At 71.5% G+C, this 16,484-nt stretch carries 17 protein-coding genes; 7 read left to right on the top strand and 10 right to left on the bottom strand.

The window, feature by feature from the left end:
* Positions 1-10: 10 nt before the first annotated feature.
* Positions 11-832, top strand: a complete 822-nt coding sequence (locus AC3A3L_RS18135; protein ID WP_487641444.1) for an alpha/beta fold hydrolase — start codon at positions 11-13, stop codon at positions 830-832.
* Positions 833-854: 22 nt separating this feature from the next.
* Here AC3A3L_RS18135 and AC3A3L_RS18130 read toward each other — a convergent pair whose 3' ends face one another.
* The 4 genes from AC3A3L_RS18130 to AC3A3L_RS18115 all read right to left on the bottom strand — a co-directional run bounded on the left by AC3A3L_RS18130 (position 855) and on the right by AC3A3L_RS18115 (position 4,720).
* Positions 855-2,213, bottom strand: a complete 1,359-nt coding sequence (locus AC3A3L_RS18130; RefSeq protein ID WP_487641443.1) for a M20/M25/M40 family metallo-hydrolase — start codon at positions 2,211-2,213, stop codon at positions 855-857.
* A gap of 2 nt (positions 2,214-2,215) precedes the next feature.
* A complete protein-coding gene (locus AC3A3L_RS18125; protein ID WP_487641442.1) occupies positions 2,216-2,662 on the bottom strand; it encodes a hypothetical protein in 447 nt (148 codons plus the stop codon).
* Entirely contained in the window at positions 2,659-4,107 is a 1,449-nt protein-coding gene (gene gadC / locus AC3A3L_RS18120) for a glutamate/gamma-aminobutyrate antiporter GadC (RefSeq protein WP_487641441.1), read from the bottom strand. The genes AC3A3L_RS18125 and gadC overlap by 4 nt, the downstream gene beginning before the upstream one ends.
* Before the next feature lie 154 nt (positions 4,108-4,261).
* Complete coding sequence (locus AC3A3L_RS18115; RefSeq protein ID WP_487641440.1) at positions 4,262-4,720, bottom strand: LURP-one-related/scramblase family protein; 459 nt, start codon at positions 4,718-4,720, stop codon at positions 4,262-4,264.
* 183 nt (positions 4,721-4,903) lie between these two features.
* Between AC3A3L_RS18115 and AC3A3L_RS18110 the strand changes: the two genes are divergently transcribed.
* Positions 4,904-5,071: a hypothetical protein gene (locus AC3A3L_RS18110; RefSeq protein ID WP_487641439.1), complete on the top strand. Its 168-nt coding sequence runs from the start codon at positions 4,904-4,906 to the stop codon at positions 5,069-5,071.
* A gap of 14 nt (positions 5,072-5,085) precedes the next feature.
* Here AC3A3L_RS18110 and AC3A3L_RS18105 read toward each other — a convergent pair whose 3' ends face one another.
* Positions 5,086-5,466, bottom strand: coding sequence for an SHOCT domain-containing protein (locus tag AC3A3L_RS18105; RefSeq protein WP_487641438.1), 381 nt, complete (start codon positions 5,464-5,466; stop codon positions 5,086-5,088).
* 2 nt (positions 5,467-5,468) lie between these two features.
* Positions 5,469-5,885 (bottom strand): DUF7144 family membrane protein, encoded by a 417-nt coding sequence (locus AC3A3L_RS18100; RefSeq protein WP_487641437.1) that lies wholly within the window; start codon positions 5,883-5,885, stop codon positions 5,469-5,471.
* A gap of 131 nt (positions 5,886-6,016) precedes the next feature.
* Between AC3A3L_RS18100 and AC3A3L_RS18095 the strand changes: the two genes are divergently transcribed.
* Entirely contained in the window at positions 6,017-6,535 is a 519-nt protein-coding gene (locus AC3A3L_RS18095) for a hypothetical protein (protein ID WP_487641436.1), read from the top strand.
* Here AC3A3L_RS18095 and AC3A3L_RS18090 read toward each other — a convergent pair.
* From AC3A3L_RS18090 to AC3A3L_RS18080, 3 genes are all read right to left on the bottom strand, one after another.
* Positions 6,532-7,761, bottom strand: a complete 1,230-nt coding sequence (locus AC3A3L_RS18090) for a helix-turn-helix transcriptional regulator (protein ID WP_487641435.1) — start codon at positions 7,759-7,761, stop codon at positions 6,532-6,534. The genes AC3A3L_RS18095 and AC3A3L_RS18090 overlap by 4 nt on opposite strands.
* Before the next feature lie 281 nt (positions 7,762-8,042).
* Positions 8,043-10,265, bottom strand: a complete 2,223-nt coding sequence (locus AC3A3L_RS18085) for a winged helix-turn-helix domain-containing protein (protein WP_487641434.1) — start codon at positions 10,263-10,265, stop codon at positions 8,043-8,045.
* Between the two features lie 216 nt (positions 10,266-10,481).
* Complete coding sequence (locus AC3A3L_RS18080) at positions 10,482-10,691, bottom strand: hypothetical protein (RefSeq protein ID WP_487641433.1); 210 nt, start codon at positions 10,689-10,691, stop codon at positions 10,482-10,484.
* Positions 10,692-10,810: 119 nt separating this feature from the next.
* Between AC3A3L_RS18080 and AC3A3L_RS18075 the strand changes: the two genes are divergently transcribed.
* Positions 10,811-12,154: a hypothetical protein gene (locus AC3A3L_RS18075; protein WP_487641432.1), complete on the top strand. Its 1,344-nt coding sequence runs from the start codon at positions 10,811-10,813 to the stop codon at positions 12,152-12,154.
* A gap of 9 nt (positions 12,155-12,163) precedes the next feature.
* Here AC3A3L_RS18075 and AC3A3L_RS18070 read toward each other — a convergent pair whose 3' ends face one another.
* The gene (locus AC3A3L_RS18070; protein WP_487641431.1) at positions 12,164-13,495 is read right to left on the bottom strand and encodes a YhjD/YihY/BrkB family envelope integrity protein; all 1,332 of its coding nucleotides are present in this window, start codon (positions 13,493-13,495) and stop codon (positions 12,164-12,166) included.
* Between the two features lie 180 nt (positions 13,496-13,675).
* Here AC3A3L_RS18070 and cls point away from each other — a divergent pair, with 180 nt between their 5' ends.
* From cls to AC3A3L_RS18055, 3 genes are read left to right on the top strand one after another with little or no spacing between them, the layout of a single operon-like run.
* Positions 13,676-15,127: a cardiolipin synthase gene (gene cls, locus AC3A3L_RS18065; protein ID WP_487641430.1), complete on the top strand. Its 1,452-nt coding sequence runs from the start codon at positions 13,676-13,678 to the stop codon at positions 15,125-15,127.
* A gap of 13 nt (positions 15,128-15,140) precedes the next feature.
* Positions 15,141-15,611, top strand: a complete 471-nt coding sequence (locus AC3A3L_RS18060; RefSeq protein ID WP_487641429.1) for a hypothetical protein — start codon at positions 15,141-15,143, stop codon at positions 15,609-15,611.
* 4 nt (positions 15,612-15,615) lie between these two features.
* Complete coding sequence (locus tag AC3A3L_RS18055) at positions 15,616-16,386, top strand: MBL fold metallo-hydrolase (RefSeq protein ID WP_487641428.1); 771 nt, start codon at positions 15,616-15,618, stop codon at positions 16,384-16,386.
* Positions 16,387-16,484: the final 98 nt, after the last annotated feature.

Below are 16,484 nucleotides of genomic sequence, written 5' to 3'. Positions count from 1 at the left end.
GCCTCGGCCCATGAGGGCCCGACCAGGACCAGGCAGCGGTTGGCTGGACGAGCGGCTCCGCGTCGGCGGTACGTCGGTGCACTGCCGGCGCAGCACCGCCGAGGGCGGCGTCCCGCTCGTCCACCTGCACGGATTCGCGATCTCCGGCTCGTACCTGATGCCGACCGCCCGGGCCCTGGCCGGCCGTGGCGTGAACGTGGTGCCGGACCTGCCCGGCTACGGGCTGAGCGAGCGCCGGGACCATGTCCTCGACATCCCTGCCCTGGCCGAGAGCGCGATCGAGGTCCTCGACCGGCTCGACATCGACGAGGCGGTCCTGGTCGGGAACTCGATGGGCTGCGCCGTCAGCCTGGAGGTCGCCCACCAGGCGCCGGGGCGGGTTCGCCGGCTGGTCCTGGTGTCGCCGGCCGGGGGAGTGCACAACCAGCCGCTGGGACGCGCGATCGGGCAGCTGGCGAGGGACGTCCTGCGCGAGAGCCCGAGGATGTTCCCAGTGGCCCTGCCGGACTACGTGCGGTTCGGGCCCCTCAACGGGCTGCGACTCTTCGCCGAGCTGACCCGCTTCCCGTCCCTCGAGCGGCTGCTCCACACGCCGGTCCCGACCCTGGCCGTGCTCGGGACCCGAGACCCTCTCCTGCCGCCCCCCGACCGCATCCGCGACGTGGCCGGGCAGGCCCCGGAGCACCTGACGGTCGCCCTCGTCGACGGGGCGGCGCACGCGGTCAACTTCAGCCACCCGGTCGAGCTCGCGGGCGCGATCGGGTGGTGGCTCGACGACTCGGTCGATGACGTCTCCCTCCTGCCGGGCGGGGTGCGGGTGGTCACGGCCTAGCCCGGCCTGTGCTGCCCACGAGTCAGGGCGATCCAGCGGCGTATCGCTGGAGGAACAGCGCCTCGGTCAGGGCCATGGCGGAGATCTCCCGCGGGTCGACGCTCTCGTTGGGTGCGTGGATCAACGCCAGGGGCTCCTCCACGCCCATGAGGATGATCTCGGCGTCGGGGTAGGTGTCGGTGAACACGTTGCACAGGGGGATCGAGCCTCCTTGGCCCAGGAACCCCATGGGCCTGTCGTAGGCCTCCTGCATCGCCCCACCCATCGCCCGGTAGGCCGGGCCCTCGGTGGTGGCCCGGAACGGCGCGCCGGTCGCCTCGATCTCGACGGAGACGTGGACGCCCCACGGCGCGGCGTTCAGCAGATGCGCCGTGAGCGCCTCCTGCGCCACCTCCGGGGCCAGCCCGGGCGGGATGCGGAGGTTGAGCCGGGCCGCCGTCCTCGGCACGATCGCGGCGGCCGACCCGACCACGGGCGGGCAGTCGATGCCGAGCACGGTGACGGCCGGCCGAGCCCACAGCATGTCCGACACGGTCCCGTCACCGAGGAGCTGCACGCCGTCCAGGAGGCCGGCGTCGTCACGGAACTGCTCCGGTGGATAGGGCTGGCCCTCCCAGCGCCCTGTGCCGTCCAGGCCGTCGACGGTCGTGTTGCCCTCGGCGTCGCGCAGGGAGGCGAGCATGGCGACGAGCGCCGCCAACGCGTCCGGTGCGGCGCCACCGAACATGCCGGAGTGCACCTCGGACGCGAGCGCCTCCACCGTCACGACCACGTTGACCATCCCGCGCAGGCTGACCGTCGCGGCGGGCTCGCCGACGGCGGCGTTGCCGGTGTCGCACACCAGGATCGCGTCGGCCCGCAGCAGGTCGGGGTGGTCGACCACGAAGGCCTCGAGGCCGCCCGTGCCCTGCTCCTCCGACCCCTCCACCACCAGCTTCAGGTTGACCGGGACGTCGTCCCCCAGGGCTCGTAGCGCCAGCAGGTGCATGAGGATGTTGCCCTTGCAGTCCGCCGTCCCGCGGCCGTACCAGCGCCCGCCCTTCTCGGTGAGCTCGAAGGGCGGCGTCTCCCAGGCGTCGTCGTCCAGGGGCGGCTGCACGTCGTAGTGGGCGTACAGGAGCACGGTGGGCGCGCCGGCGTCCGCGCACGGCCGGGACCCGACCACGGCGTTGCTGCCGTCGGACGTCCTGGCGAGCCGTGCGTCGGTGAAGCCGAGGGCTGCGAAGTGGTCGAGCACCCACTGGGCCGCCCGGTCGCACTCCTCGGGTGGGAACTGCCGAGGGTCGGCGACCGACCGGATGGCGACCAGCTCGGCGAGCTCGTCCGCGGCCCGCGGCATGAGCCCGGCGACGCGTGCGCGAAGGTCCGTCCCCACGTCCATGGTCATGAGCCCGCCACGCCGTCGGTCTTGAGGTCGTCGACGAACGCCTTGAAGTCGTCCAGCTCGTCGGGGCAGTAGATCTCGATGATGAGCAGCTGGCCCTGCACGACCCGGCTGTCCGCGATCACCGGCCGCGCGCCCGGGCCGGAGGCCCCGTTGGCGAGCTGGGACAGCAGGATGGACCGGCTGAGGGCGTCGTTCGGGTTCTCGCAGGTGGCGCCCCCGTCGTCGCCCAGGACGCGCGCCACCTGGTCCACGTCGGGAGTGCGGGCCCCGACCTCCGTGAGCCTGTCGACGAGCTCGTTGGCCTTGTTCTGGGCCTGGGCGTCGTTCACCCCTCTGCTGAAGGCGAGGACGCCGGCCAGGGTGACCACGGCGAGGAGGACCAGCGCGGTGATGAAGATCCAGCTGCGCTCGCTCTTGCTCTGCGTCTCCGCGGGCGTGCTCATGACGCGCTCACCTCCTGCGGTTCCGGCTGCCTCCAGCTCGGCTTGCGCATGCGGTAGAAGAGGAAGGGAACCAGGAGCCCGAGCCCGAGCGCGCCCCCACCCACGATCACGAAGTAGAGCCCCGAGTTGCCGTCCGCGAACTGCGACGGCGGGATGAACCCGACGAGCAGGGCCGCCAGGGATGCCGCGAAACCGATGCCGCACAGCCCGATCAGCATGGGTGCGCGGTAGCCCCGCGGGTGGTCGGGCTCCTTCCGGCGCAGCTGGATCGCAGCGACGAACATCAGCAGGTACATGATCAGGTAGACCTGCGTGGTGATCACCGAGAAGATCCAGTAGGCGCTGGAGACGTCCGGGATCAGGGCGTACGCGAGGCCGATCACCGTCGTGAGCAGGCCCTGGACGACCAGGATGTTCTGCTGGACGCCGTTCTTGTTGAGCTTCTGCAGGAACGGCGGCAGGTAGCCCTCCTGGCGGGAGATCAGCAGCAGGCCCTTGGACGGGCCGGCGAGCCAGGTCAGCATCCCGCCCAGCGAGGCGGCGACGAGCATGATGCCCACGATCGGGGTCAGCCACTGCCAGCCGAAGTTCGCGAAGACCGCGTCGAAGGCCTGCATCACACCAGCGGTCAGCGACAGCTGCTCGGCCGGGACGATCCAGCTGATGGCCAGCGCGGGGAGGATGAAGATCAGCAGCACCAGGCCCATCGCCAGGAACATCGACTTCGGGAACTCCTTGCCCGGGTTCCTCAGCGAGCCCACGTGGACCGCGTTCATCTCCATGCCCGAGTAGGAGAGGAAGTTGTTCACGATCAGCACCAGGCTCGAGAGCCCGGCCCACACCGGGAAGATGTTGTCGGCGGTCATCGGCGCTGCTGACTCGTTGCCCTGTCCGAGGAAGACCACGCCCAGCAGGACCAGGACGACGCCGGGGATGAGGGTCCCGATGATCAGGCCGCCGCTGGCCAGGCCGGCCACTCCCTTGGTGCCGCGCGCGGAGACCCACACGCCGGACCAGTACACGACGATGATGACGGCAGCGGTCCACACGCCACTGCTGGCCAGCTCGGGGTTGAAGACGTACGCGAGCGTGCTGGCCACGAACCCGAGCAGGCTCGGGTAGTAGAAGATCGTCATCGCGAACTGGCACCACACGGCCAGGAAGCCCATCGGCTTCGAGATCCCCTCGGAGACCCACTTGTAGATGCCGCCCTCCCATCCGGACGCCAGCTCCGCGGACACCAGCGATGTCGGCAGCAGGAAGACCAGGGCCGGCAGGAGGTACAGGAACACGCAGGCCAAGCCGTAGACGGCCATCGTCGGCGCCGCGCGGAGGCTGGCGACCGAGCTGGTGGTCATCATCGCCAAGGCCACCCACGAGATCCAGTTGGTCGCCGGCACCGCGGCACGCGCGGCCACGTCCCGGCCCCGCTCCGAGGCGGTCACGTCGCCCGCCACTCCGAGTCGGGCTCCACACCACGAGTCATCCTCATCACCCCTCCAGCGAACGGCCCAGTGCCGGACTTCGACGCTAGTCAGGCGGCCGGAGGAGCCGGATCATCCGCGACGGGTGACCCGACCACCCGGAGGGAGCACGGCTTCAGCCGCGCGCCATGGCGTCGACGCACACCGTGATCGCGAGGATGAGCGCGACGTCCTGGCCCTCGGCCAGCTGGACGCCGTACGTGTCGCGGACCCGGAACCACTTCTTCGACACCCGCGCGACCGTGTCACCGTCGCGCTCGATCTCGTACTCGTGGTCGACGATGTTGCCGTGGGCCTTGAGGTCCTCGCCGTCCTCCACCTCGATGACGTAGTGGTCGCGGATGCCGACGAGCCGCTTGTGCACGGTCGCGGTCGTGCTGCCGTGCTCGATGGTCATCTTGTCGCGCACGGACAGCTTCTTCTCCTGGATCTTGCACAGCTCGTTGCCGCCCGCGTCCTCCAGGACGAAGGTGTCGCGCCACCGGACGGCCTTGCCGTTGACCTTGAAGAGCCGGTGTCCGCGGTCGTCCTCGATCCAGTAGTCGTCCCCGATCGCGATCAGCTTCTCGCGCATCCTGAACGTGGGGCCCCCGAGGTCCCGGTCGCGAAATCCCATCGTTCCTCCCACGTGTCGGGCGTCTCGGGCAGCTCGAGCGTCGTCCCCTGCGCCACCCGCGACCTCCTCCGTGACGGGTGATCCGGGCGGGGCGGCACGAGGCGGACCATGGGCGGACACGTGACGGGGAGGAGGTGCCTGATGAGCACGAGTGGTGCAGTTCCCTGGGGTCCGCTGGCCGTCGTCGCAGGAGGAGTCGTGACGTACGTCGTCGGAAGACGTGCGGTGCACGCCGCGGTGCGTACGGCGCTCGGTGAGCTCGACTACCGGGCGAGCGACCTGGGCTCGCTGGTCACCTGGCGCCGCTGAGAGCGCGCGTCCGCTCAGGCCAGGACCTTCGCCTTGGCCTGGTCGTACTCCGCGGGGGACAGGACGCCGCTGTCGCGCAGCTCGGCGAGACGGGCGAGCTCGTCCGACACCTGGGGTGCGGGCGCGCGCTGGGAGTCGTAGATCGCCATGCGCGCCATCGCCGCCTGGCGGTTGCGCTCGTTCATGGAGTCGCCTCGCGAGATGATGTACACGAGGGCTCCCAGCCACGGGATGAGGACGATGAAGATCGTCCACAACGCCTTCTTGCCGCCGCTCAGGCTGTCGTCGCGGAAGATGTCGGCGAGGATGTGGATGAGGAGCGAGATCCAGGCGAGCAGGATCGTGAACCAGAAGATCGAGACCATCACGTCCCAGAATCCGAAGTCATCTGACATGTCTACCCAGCTCCCATGGATCGGCGGTCACCGTGGACCGTGACGGCGTAGATCACCAGGACGTTGATGGTGATCATGATGAGCGACCACAGGGGATAGGCCGCCATGAAGACCAGGTTGGCGAGGGAGCTCGCCACCGCCAGCACGATGGCGACGATCCGGGCCCACATGGCGCCCCGGAGGAGCGCACCACCCGCGCAGGCCACCAGGATCCCCAGGAGCAGGTGCGTCCAGCCCCAGGTCGTGTAGTCGACGCTCACGACGAGCCCGTTCTCGCCGACCCGGTAGTAGTCCTCGTCGAAGATCCCGACGAAGCCGGCGATCGCGTGGAAGCACCCGAGGATCAGCATCAAGGTGCTGGCGAACACGATCCAGCCCGACCACGCACCTCCCGTGGTCCGGCGGTCCTGCTCCCTCACCGGGGCCGATGTCGACATCGACGTGCCTTCCTGTCGTGGTGCTCGTGCCCTCAGCATGGGGACAGCGCAGCAGACCGGCCTCACCCCCCGAGGGTGACGCGGGGAACGGCCCGGCGGAGCACCGTTGCGGGATGGTGGACGAGGAGCAGGCATTCGAGTACGACGTGCAGCTGACGCGACGTCCCGACGACACGCTCCGTGAGCTCTACCCCCACATGACGGTGCGCGTCACCGAGCCCCAGACCGCCCTCCGGCGGCGGGTCGAGGGCCCGGAGGAGCTCAGTGCCCTGCTGGTCCAGATCGCCAGCCTGGGCCTGAAGCTGACGGACGTGCACCGGGTGATGAGCCTCGAGGACGGCGACGCCGACGGGGACCGGTCCGGCGAGCACCGTGGGTCCGGCACGTGCCCCGCCGGCGCGGGCCTCTACGAGGTCCGGGTCGTCGGTGAGCTGGGCGGGACCTCCCTGCGGTACCTGAAGTGCACGCACTACTCCGTGCAGAAGCAGACCGTCGTACGGCTGACGCTGGTGGCGGGCGAGCTCCACCGGTTCCTGCAGGCCTGCACGGACTGCGGTGCGGGTCTGGCGCGCGTGCACCGCGTGGGGTCTCCTGGCGGGGTGCGCTCGCCGGCCCTCGCCGGTCCGGCCTAGCAGAGGCCGAGGGTCCGGCCGCGGCGCACCGCGTCCACCCGGCGGTTGACCCCGAGCTTGCCGAAGATCCCCTTGAGGTGGGTCTTGACCGTGTTGGTGGACACGAAGAGGGTCGCGGCGATCTCCTCGGTGGAGTTCATCTGGGCCAGCAGCTCGAGGACCTGGCTCTCGCGCTCGGTGAGCAGCGAAGGGCGGATCCGGTCGGCGTCCGTCGTCGCCGGTGCGATCGTCGTCGGTCTCGCGGTCTCGTCGTAGCCGGGACACGTGGCGAGGAAGTCGCGGTGCTTGCGCAGCAGGCCGGAGTCGCGTTCCACCGTCCGGCGCAGCCAGCACCAGTCGCGCATCACGGCGCGTCGCATGCCCTCCCCGGTGGCCGAGCGGAGGGCTCGGTCGGTCAACAGCCGGGCCCGCTCCGGTCGCTGCTGGTCCTCGGCCATCCTGGCCTCGAGCAACCAGGCCTCAACCTGCACGGCCAGCGGCGCGTGGTCGAGGTCGGTGACCGCGCGGCTGAGGACGGCCAGCGCTCCGCGCACGTCCCCGATCATCCGCCGGGCAAGGGCCGCCATGACCATGGCCTCCACGACGGCGTGCCGCGGCACGGGGGTGAGCAACGCCATGGCCCGCTGGGGCTCGCCCGACGCGATCAGCGCCTCGGCCCGCGCGACCGTCACCAGCTCGGAGAGCCAGTCCGTGGGTGCCGCGAACGAGGCTGCTCCCTGACGGGCAGCGAGGAGTCGCGTCGCGGCCTCGGGCGCTCCCGCTGCGATCGAGAGCTTCGCGTCGAGCAGCACGTGGCTCGTCGCGAGCCAGGCGTCGTGCCCGCGCACGACGTCGTCCAGGTCGTCGAGGTGACGCCGGGCACCGTCGAAGTCCGCCCGCTCGAGGGCGACCCAGCCCTGGGCGAGCCGGGCGTGGGCACGGCTCGAGCCACCCTGCGGGTCGGACGCTCCGGAGAGCACCTGCTCGGCGTGGCGCTCGGCCCGCCGCAGGTCGCCCTGGAAGGCCTCCACGTGGGACAGCGGGCCGAGGAAACGGCTGCGGGTCTCGGCCGTCGCGGCGCCGGCTCCCCGCGAGAGCAGCGAGGCGACCTCCTCGCGATCGGCGTCATCGACCTGGGCGGCGGCGAGGTGGGTCCGGAGGAGCTCGCTGAGCTCGGTGATGCTCGACGGGACCGATGTCAGGGCCTCGACCAGCGGCGGCTCCAGGGTCCCGGGTGCCGGGATCACGCGGGGTTCGCCCCAGGTCCCGTCCGCTCGGATCTCCACCAGTGCCCAGCCCCACGTGGGCGGGCTCTGATCGCGGACGGTGCTCCGCGGGCGTGGCAGCGCGGGGCCCGGAACACGTGCCGGGGAGCGGGTCTGCCGGGACAGGGACTGCCGGGCAGGCGGGTGGAGTGACATGTCGGGACCCCCGGGTGCGTCGGACGACGGACGCCACCAATAACCCACCCATCGGGGTGACCCGGGATCACCCCGCGTGCGATCTCACCCGGGTGAGGTCCAGACCGCTAGACCAGTGACCGCTGGCGCGCGAGGCGGACCGCATCGGCCCTCGAGTGGGCCCCCAGCTTGCGGTAGACCGCCCGGGCGTGCGACTTCACGGTGTTGGTGGACAGGTACAGCTCCACGGCGATCTCGTGGAGGCTCAAGGAGCCCTGGAGCAGGCGCAGCACGTCGAGCTCGCGCTCGGTGAGGGGTTCGCCGACAGCCCCGAGGGCATCGTGGTCGTTGACGATCCTCCGGACCGCGTCCGCTCGCGCGCGCATCGCCATCATCCCGTCGTCGAAGCGGCTCATGCGCTGGGTCAGCTCCGCCAGCAGCTCCCTGGCGAGGTCCGCGTGGCCGAGGCGGGCGGCGATCCGGGCGCTCACCTGCAGGTGGTGGATGGGTCCCCACACCGCCTGTGCGTTGTTGAGCCGCCGCGTGGACAGACCCAGCTCCAACGTGCGCATCGCGTCGTCGGACTTGCCGGCGTCGGCCTGCGCCTGGGCCAGGGCGACGTAGGCCCACGAGGCCTGGGGAGTCGCTCCGAGCCCGCGGCTGTCGAGGACCTCCATGGCCTGCTCCGCGCACTCGCGCGCGTGCGTGGTGTTGCCGCGCTCGCTCTCGGCGAAGCACTCGAGCGAGAGGGTGAGGATGCGGATCATCCCGGGAGCGCGATCCGCCCGGGTGGCCGCTCGCAGTGGCGGGACCGCCTGGTCCAGCTCGCCCTGCACGTAGTGCGCATGACCGAGCGCCGCCTGGGCGATGGCGAACTGGGCCGAGCGACCGTCCGTCTCGAGCTGCGTGGCGCGTCGTGCGGCCGCCATCATCTCGACGGGCCCGCCGTAGCCGAACAGCGCGCGCAGCTGGGCCGTGGCTGACTCGACCGAACGGGAGCCGTCGGGCAGCGGTCCGTAGTCGTCCTTGCCCTCGAGGGCGCAGAGGTGGCGTGACATCCCCTGCTCGTCACCGACCAGGCACGCCATCCAGGCCGCGGTGACGTGGGCCGGGGGAGTGTCGTCGCCGGGAGCCAGGACGTCGAGCCACCTCTGCACGGTCCCGGCGCGGCCGGCGTCGACGAACTCCAGCCAGTGCGCGTGGACGAGCTCGGACGCGTCCGACGTCCGCCCGGCAGCGAGCCAGTGCGAGATCGCCTCCGGGACCAGTCCGTCGCCGGAGAACCACTCGGCGGCCCGGGCATGGAGCTCCTCGACGCGCTCGGGCCGCGACAGCTCGAGCTCGCTGCGGGCGACGGCGGCGAAGAGCTGGTGGAACCGGTACCACGTGCGGTCGGCGTCGAGCGGCACGAGGAACAGGTTGGCCCGCTCGAGGTCGTTGAGGATCGTGGCGCTGTCACTGCGCGCGAGCAGGTGGTCGCAGAGCGGGGCGGAGAACCGGTCCAGCACCGAGACGTCGAGGATGAAGTCCCGCAGCCGCTCCGGGTGCCGGCTGAGGACCTCCTCGGTGAGGTAGTCGCCGATGAAGCGGTTGCTGCCGCTGAAGCGGTGGACGAATGCGTCGGGATCCGGTCGGTCGGCCAGCGACAGCGCGGCGAGGTAGAGCGCTGCGGGCCAGCCCTCGGTCCGCTCCACCAGCTCGGCGAGGGTGTCGTCCGCGAGGTCGACTCCGGTGCGGACGACCATCTCGTGGGCCTCCTGCGGCGTGAAGGCGAGGTCGTCGGCCCGCAGCTCGGCGAGGTCGTGGGACACACGCAGCCGGCCCAGCCGCAGGCCGGGGTCGGAGCGGGTGATGATCACCAGGTGCGCCTTCTCCGGCAGCGCCTGGATGAGGGTCTCGACCTCGTCGTGGCGCTCGGTCGACTGCACGAAGTGGAAGTCGTCGAGGACGAGCACCAGGTCGTCCGGCATGGCCGCCAGTGCGGCCATGATCGTCACCAGCAGGGTCGGCGGGGCTTCCACGGCCCGGCCGAGCACCCGCGACGGCTCGACCAGGGGCAGCACGCACCCTGCCCGCTCGAGGGCCGCCGCCACGTGGCTCCACAACCGAGCCGGGTCGTTGTCCCCGGCGTCGAGGGAGACCCAGGCGGAGCCGGGGCACTCCTCGGCCTGCAGCGCCTGTGCGACGACTGTGGTCTTGCCGTAGCCGGCCGGGGCCGCCACGAGGGTGACCGGCAGCCGGATCGCATCGGCCATCGCGGCCATCAGGCGTGGTCTGTCGACCCAGCTCGCGCGACGTGACGGCGCGTGGAGCTTCACGTCCGAGAGGTGGCCGGTCGACGGAGCGAGCACGGCACCACGGACTGGCGGTTCCGACCCGAACGCGCTCATCGGTCAGCCTCCCATCCCGCCCGCCCGTCTCCCCCGAGCTGATCGCGACCCACGGGCGACGATACGGCCTCCGGCGCACCGGCGTCTGCACCCGGGACGGTCCTCGGACCGTCCCGGGACGGTCCCGGGCCGGCACGGCCACGCCGGTGTGCGGCCTCCCGGCCCGGTGCCTGCGGGCTAGACGTCCGGCTCGCGGCGCACGTCGACAAGTGCGAACCCTTGACGGCTCAGCGCGGCCAGCAACCCGTGCAGCTCGGCGTCGTCGCCGAGCTCCACGTGGATCGTGAACCCGCCCGGGTCGATCGAGACGGTCGCACCCTCGAAGTCCTCCAGCAGGTCGGAGGGTACGTCGCCCACGGCGCGGATCTCGTAGGCCGATCTCGACATGAAGTCCTCGATTCGTCGACGGGGTGTGCCGGCACCTCCTACGGTGCGTCACCACGGTGCGGGATCGCGTCACCCTCTGCGGGTGACGCATGCACCCTGTGGAGGTCGCACGGTGGAGCATGGCCTCCTCCCAGACGTACGACACCCCGGAAGCAGCCGCCGAGGAGATCGAGCGCCTGCGTGCCGAGCTGGCCCGGCTGAGGGCCGCGCCCCCCGCCGCTCAGTCCCCGACCGCCGCGACCGAGCGCCACGGCTGGTGGCGGCCCGTGGTCGCGGGCGTGCTGATCCTGCTCGCCGCGCTGCTCGCGCCCCTGTCGGTCCTGGCGACGTGGTCCAACGGTCAGATCCAGGACACCGACCGCTACCTCGCGACCGTGTCCCCGTTGGCGGACGACCCCGCCGTCCAGGAGGCCATCGCCGCCCGCCTGGAGCAGGTGATCTTCTCGTACATCGACGTCGACGCGGCCGTCGACGAGGTCGTCACCGCGCTCGAGCAGCGCGGGTTCCCGGACCGGGCCGGCACGACCCTCTCGGCCCTCTCCGGCCCGCTCTCGACCGGTATCCGCGGCTTCGTCGAGGACCGCATCCTGGCCGTCGTGCAGTCGGACACCTTCAAGCAGGCGTGGGTGGAGGCGAACCGGACGGCCCACGACGAGCTGGTCGCCGCCCTGGAGGGTGACGCCGAGGGCGCGGTGGTCATCGACAGGGGAGAGGTCAGCGTCAACCTCGCCACGCTCATCAACACCGTCAAGCAGCAGCTGGTCGACGCCGGCTTCACGATCGCCGACCGGATCCCGGAGGTCGACGCCTCCTTCGCGATCGTCAAGTCTGACGACCTGGCCACGGCGCAGTCCCTGCTCGGCGTGCTGGACCCCCTCAGCAGGTGGTTGCCGGTGGTCGGACTGGCCCTGATCGGGTGTGCGGTCGCGATCGCCCGAGACCGGCGACGCACGGTGCTGGCCGCGGGCCTGGCGGTGGCGGCATCGATGCTGCTGCTCGGGGCGACCCTCAACGTGATCCGGCCGTTCTACCTCGACGCACTGCCCGAGAGCAGCTCGCCGGCGGCCGCCGGTGCGGTGTACGACCAGCTCGTGTCCTTCATCAGGCTGGCGCTCCGCGGTGTGCTGGTGATCGCCCTGACAGTGGCCCTCGTGGCCTGGCTGAGCGCCCCGCGCGGATCCGGTGCGGCCGCGCGTTCGGGGTTGGCGAGGGGGGTCGACTCGCTGCGGAGCGGGCGGTCCCGGGCCGGGATGGACACCGGCCGGCTGGGCGTGGCGCTCGCGACCTACCGGGGCCCGATCCGTGCGGGCGTGGTGGGGTTGGCAGCGATCCTCTACCTCGCGCAGGACCACCCGACCGGAGGAACCGCCCTCGCGTTCGTGCTCGTCACCGCACTCGTGCTGCTCGTCCTCGAGGTGCTGGCCGCCCGGCCCGACCCGGCCCCCACGGACCGTCAGGCGTGAGCCAGCCGGTCAGGGGGAGTCGCCCGGGGTGTTGGTCGAGGCGCTGGTCGGCGTGCTGGTCGGCCTGATCACCAGCTCGAGCAGCGTCCCGGTCACGGCGATCACCGCGGCTCCCAGCAGGGCGGTGCCCGGACCGGCGATGTCGAGGTTCGCGCTGAGGCCAGCCGTGACCGCGAGGAGCGCGCCATTGACGAGGAGTGCCGAGGCGCCCATCCGGAGCCACGACTGGGAGCCGACGAGCCACTGGAGCACCGGTCCGACCATCGCGTTGACCAACCCGAACAGGACGGAGACGGCGAGGTAGGTGCCGACCCCACCGTGGACCTCGATGCCCGGGACCAGCAGCGTCGCGACCCACACCGCGGCGGCCATGATGCACCAGTTCACCAGCACGTGGACGATGGTCAGCAGGTCGTCGCTCGTGAGGCCGCCGTCACCCGTCGCAACGCCGTCGGCGTAGTGCGGCACCGCGGGCGCGCCCACCGCACCGTCGGTCAGCGAGAACCGCGTCTTGATCCGCACGAGCCAGCGTGCGTCGGAGGCGTCGAACTGCGCTCCCATCACGGCGCAGGCGATGAGGATGAAGGCAGCGGCGAGGAGCCAGCCGAGCAGGGTGATCGTGACCCCGAAGAGGCCGAAGTCCTCGGTGGCCCCCACCATCACCGCCGGCATGTAGATGGGTGTGCCGATGGCGAGGACCGTCATGCCCACCGCCGACGCGGCTCCGGTGGCCAGCAGCCGACGCCAGTGCACCTGCCGCTCGAGCAGGAGGTACGGGATGGCCGTCCACAGCACCAGGCCGACACCGGCCGTGACCGGGATCGTCCACAGCCACTCCAGCGGGAACCGGCTGGCGACCTCCCTGATCAGGAAGGAGAGACCGGCCATCACGGTGAAGGCGACCAGGCCCATGCCGGCGTACAGCGTGCTGCGCATGCCCGCCTTGGTCCGCCCCCACGCGGCGCGGTACATCGACTGGAGCCGACGACTGAACGCCATCGCGGAGTAGATCAGCAGCAGGGCGCTGAACAGGGAGACGCTGCTCGACGCCCCGGCGGGTGCCTGGAAGAGCTGCTCCACGGCGTCTGCCGAGGCACCCGACAGGTTGAACCTGCGGATGATGGACCGGCTGATCACGTCCTCCTGGCCCGCCGGGGCCGCGCTGGCCACGACGATGAAGAGGGGGATCAGTGCCGTCAGGACCTGGGAGGAGATCACGATGCAGCGGTCGAACCCGTCCATGAGCGCGAAGCGCCGCACCGACTGACCGAGGAACGACGCGGCGACCCGGCGGGACAGGGCGTTGACCTCGTCCGAGCGCTCCACCGGCAGCAGGCGCATCAGCCCACCTGCCCTCGTCGCCTCCTCGACCCGCGTCCGTGCGGGTCCTGACGACGCCATGCTCCGGCGCAGCGACGCGGCAGCGGCTCACACGCGGAGGGTGATACGCGCGTGCCGCTCGTGCCCGAGACTCGACGGGGTGGAGACGATCCGGCACCACCGGCGCGTGCGGAGGCGGTGATGAGCGACGTCCTCGTCGTCCTGGGCGCCGCCGTGGTGGTCCTGGACTACGTCATCAAGTTCCTGGCGCTCGGGGTGCTCCCGAGCAACAAGAAGCCCTCGTCCGCCATGGCGTGGCTGATCCTGATCCTGATCGTCCCGCTGGCCGGCTTCCTGGTCTTCCTGGTCCTGGGGCGCACGAACCTGGGACGGGGCAGGCTGGCGCGTCAGCGCGAGGCGGACGCGGCGATCCGTGCCGCCACGGAGAGCCTGCCTGCGTGGACGGTCGCGGAGCCGGCGTACCTGCCCTCGATGGCCACGCTCACCTACAACCTCGGCGCGCTTCCCCTGCAGGGCGGGAACCAGGTGGACCTGATCCCGGGATACCACGACGCGATCGCGGCGATGACCGCCGAGGTCGCCAGGGCCGAGACATCGATCGAGGTCGAGTTCTACATCGCGGCCTGGGACGAGGTGACCGCTCCGTTCTTCGAGGCACTCGTCCAGGCCACCGCCCGGGGAGTCGAGGTGCGCCTGCTCGTGGACCACCTGGGGTCCAGGGGGATCCCGGGGTACGCCGACTTCGCGAAGCGCCTCGACGACACGGACATCCGGTGGCGGCCGATGCTCCCGTTCCGCCCGCTGAAGGGCCAGCTGCAGCGCCCGGACCTGCGCAACCACCGCAAGCTGCTGGTGGTCGACGGCCGCGTGGCGTTCATGGGGTCGCAGAACCTCATCGAGCCGGGCTACAACAAGCCGAAGAACCACGCCGCCGGCCGGGAGTGGGTCGAGCTGGTCGCGCGTGTCGACGGCCCGACCGTCAGCGCGCTGCGTGCCGTGTTCGCGAAGGACTGGTTCACCGAGACCCAGGAGCGCCTGGCCGACCAGGTCGCCTCAGCTCGGCCGCGGAGCCACCCCGGCGGCGTGACGGCGCAGGTGCTGCCGAGCGGTCCGGGCTACGTCACCGAGAACAACCTGCGGCTCTTCACGGCGCTGATCTACTCCGCGCAGACGCGCGTCTCGCTGACCAGTCCGTACTTCGTCCCCGACGAGCCGCTGCTGTACGCCGTGACCACGGCCGCCCGCCGTGGCGTGGAGGTGGAGCTCTTCGTCAGCGAGGAGGGCGACCAGTTCATGGTCTACCACGCTCAGTGCTCGTACTACGAGGCGCTGCTCGAGGCGGGCGTCCGCATCCATCTCTACCCGGCCCCGGCCGTGCTCCACTCCAAGCACTTCTCGATCGACGACGACGTCGCCGTCATCGGCTCCAGCAACATGGACCTGCGCTCCTTCGCGCTCAACCACGAGGTCTCCATGATGCTCACCGGAGCCGACATCGTCGCGCGGTTCCGCAAGGTCGAGGACGACTACCGGGCGCTGTCGCGCGAGCTCACCCTCGAGGAGTGGCGCCAGCGGTCGCCCTGGCAGCGCTACCTCGACAACACGATGCGGCTCACCGCCGCGCTCCAGTGAGAGGACACCGACGATGGCACGGACGACGCGTGACCTGTGGCTCGAGGACCGGCAAGGCGTCATCGACCGGTGCCGGGACAGGACGTGGTGGCGGTGGCTGCACTGGTGCAGCTCCATCGGGCTGCTGCTCGCGGTCGTGCAGTGGGGCTGGGTCGTCCCCAGCGTGGTCGTGCTCTCCAGCGTGGCCATCGCCGTGCTGCTCTTCATCGCGTGCGTGGGCAGGGTCGACCTCCCGCGGGTGCGGCTCGTCGCGGACGTCGTCGCGCTGGGCACCCTCGCGGCCGTCGGCGCAGCCGGTCTGGTGGCGGTGTCGACCGCGGCGGGGCTGCTGGTCGTGGCGGCGCTGACGCTCACCGCCCCCGCCGTACGCCGGTGGGTGCGGGACGCGCGCGCGGCGCTGCGCGCGTCCGTCGCCCTGGCCCGCGAGGCGCGCAGGCGCACGCCCCGCTCCTGGCCCAGGAGCGACTGGAGCGACTGGCCGTAGTCCGGTGGGCATCACCCTCACCTGGCTCGGCCACGCCACCGTGGTGGTCGACATCGACGGCGTCCGGATCGTGTCCGACCCCCTCCTGCAGCGGCACAACGGCGTCCTGCGGCGGCGCGGAGGAGCGGCCCCGGAGGGCGGGGCGTGGGCCGGCGCGGACGCGATCCTGCTCTCGCACCTCCACCACGACCACGCGGAGGTCGCCTCGCTGAAGCTGTTCGACGAGGTGCCGGTGCTCACCGCACCGGAGAACGCCGTCTGGGTGAGGAAGAAGGGCCTGGTCGGACGCGGACTCGAGGAGGGGGAGTGGGCGTCCGTCGGTGGCGCCGAGGACGTGGAGGTCCGGCTGGTCCCTGCCGTGCACCACTCCCGGCCGATGCCGCACCGGCCCAACGCGGCCAACGGGCACCTCGTCCGGGGCCCGTCGGGAGTCGTCTGGCTCGCGGGCGACACCGACCTGTACCAGGGGATGGCCGGCCACCCGGAGCTCGCGGGCTCTCCGATCGACGTGGCCGTCGTCCCCGTCGGTGGATGGGGCCCGCGTCTCTCCCCGGGACACATGGGGCCCAAGCAGGCCGCGATTGCGTGCCGGCTCGTGGCTGCCCGCTCCGCGGTCCCGGTGCACTGGCAGACCCTGCACGTCCCCGTCGCCGGGAGGTTCCCGCGCGGCTGGATGGACCTCGCCGGTCCGCGATTCGCGGAGTCGCTGTCCCGCGAGGCACCGGCCTGCCGACCGTTCGTCCTGGACATCGGGTCGTCGGCGTCCCTCCCCTGACGGGCTCATCCGCTGTGGGTGAAGCGGCTCGGCGACGGCGCTACCTACGCTCCGAGAGGACGACGGACCGGGTGACATCCCACCGAGTCGCGTCCCCA

Source organism: Nocardioides sp. Soil_C_8 (genome assembly GCF_057656315.1).
This window is presented reverse-complemented; position numbering and strand designations above follow the sequence as displayed.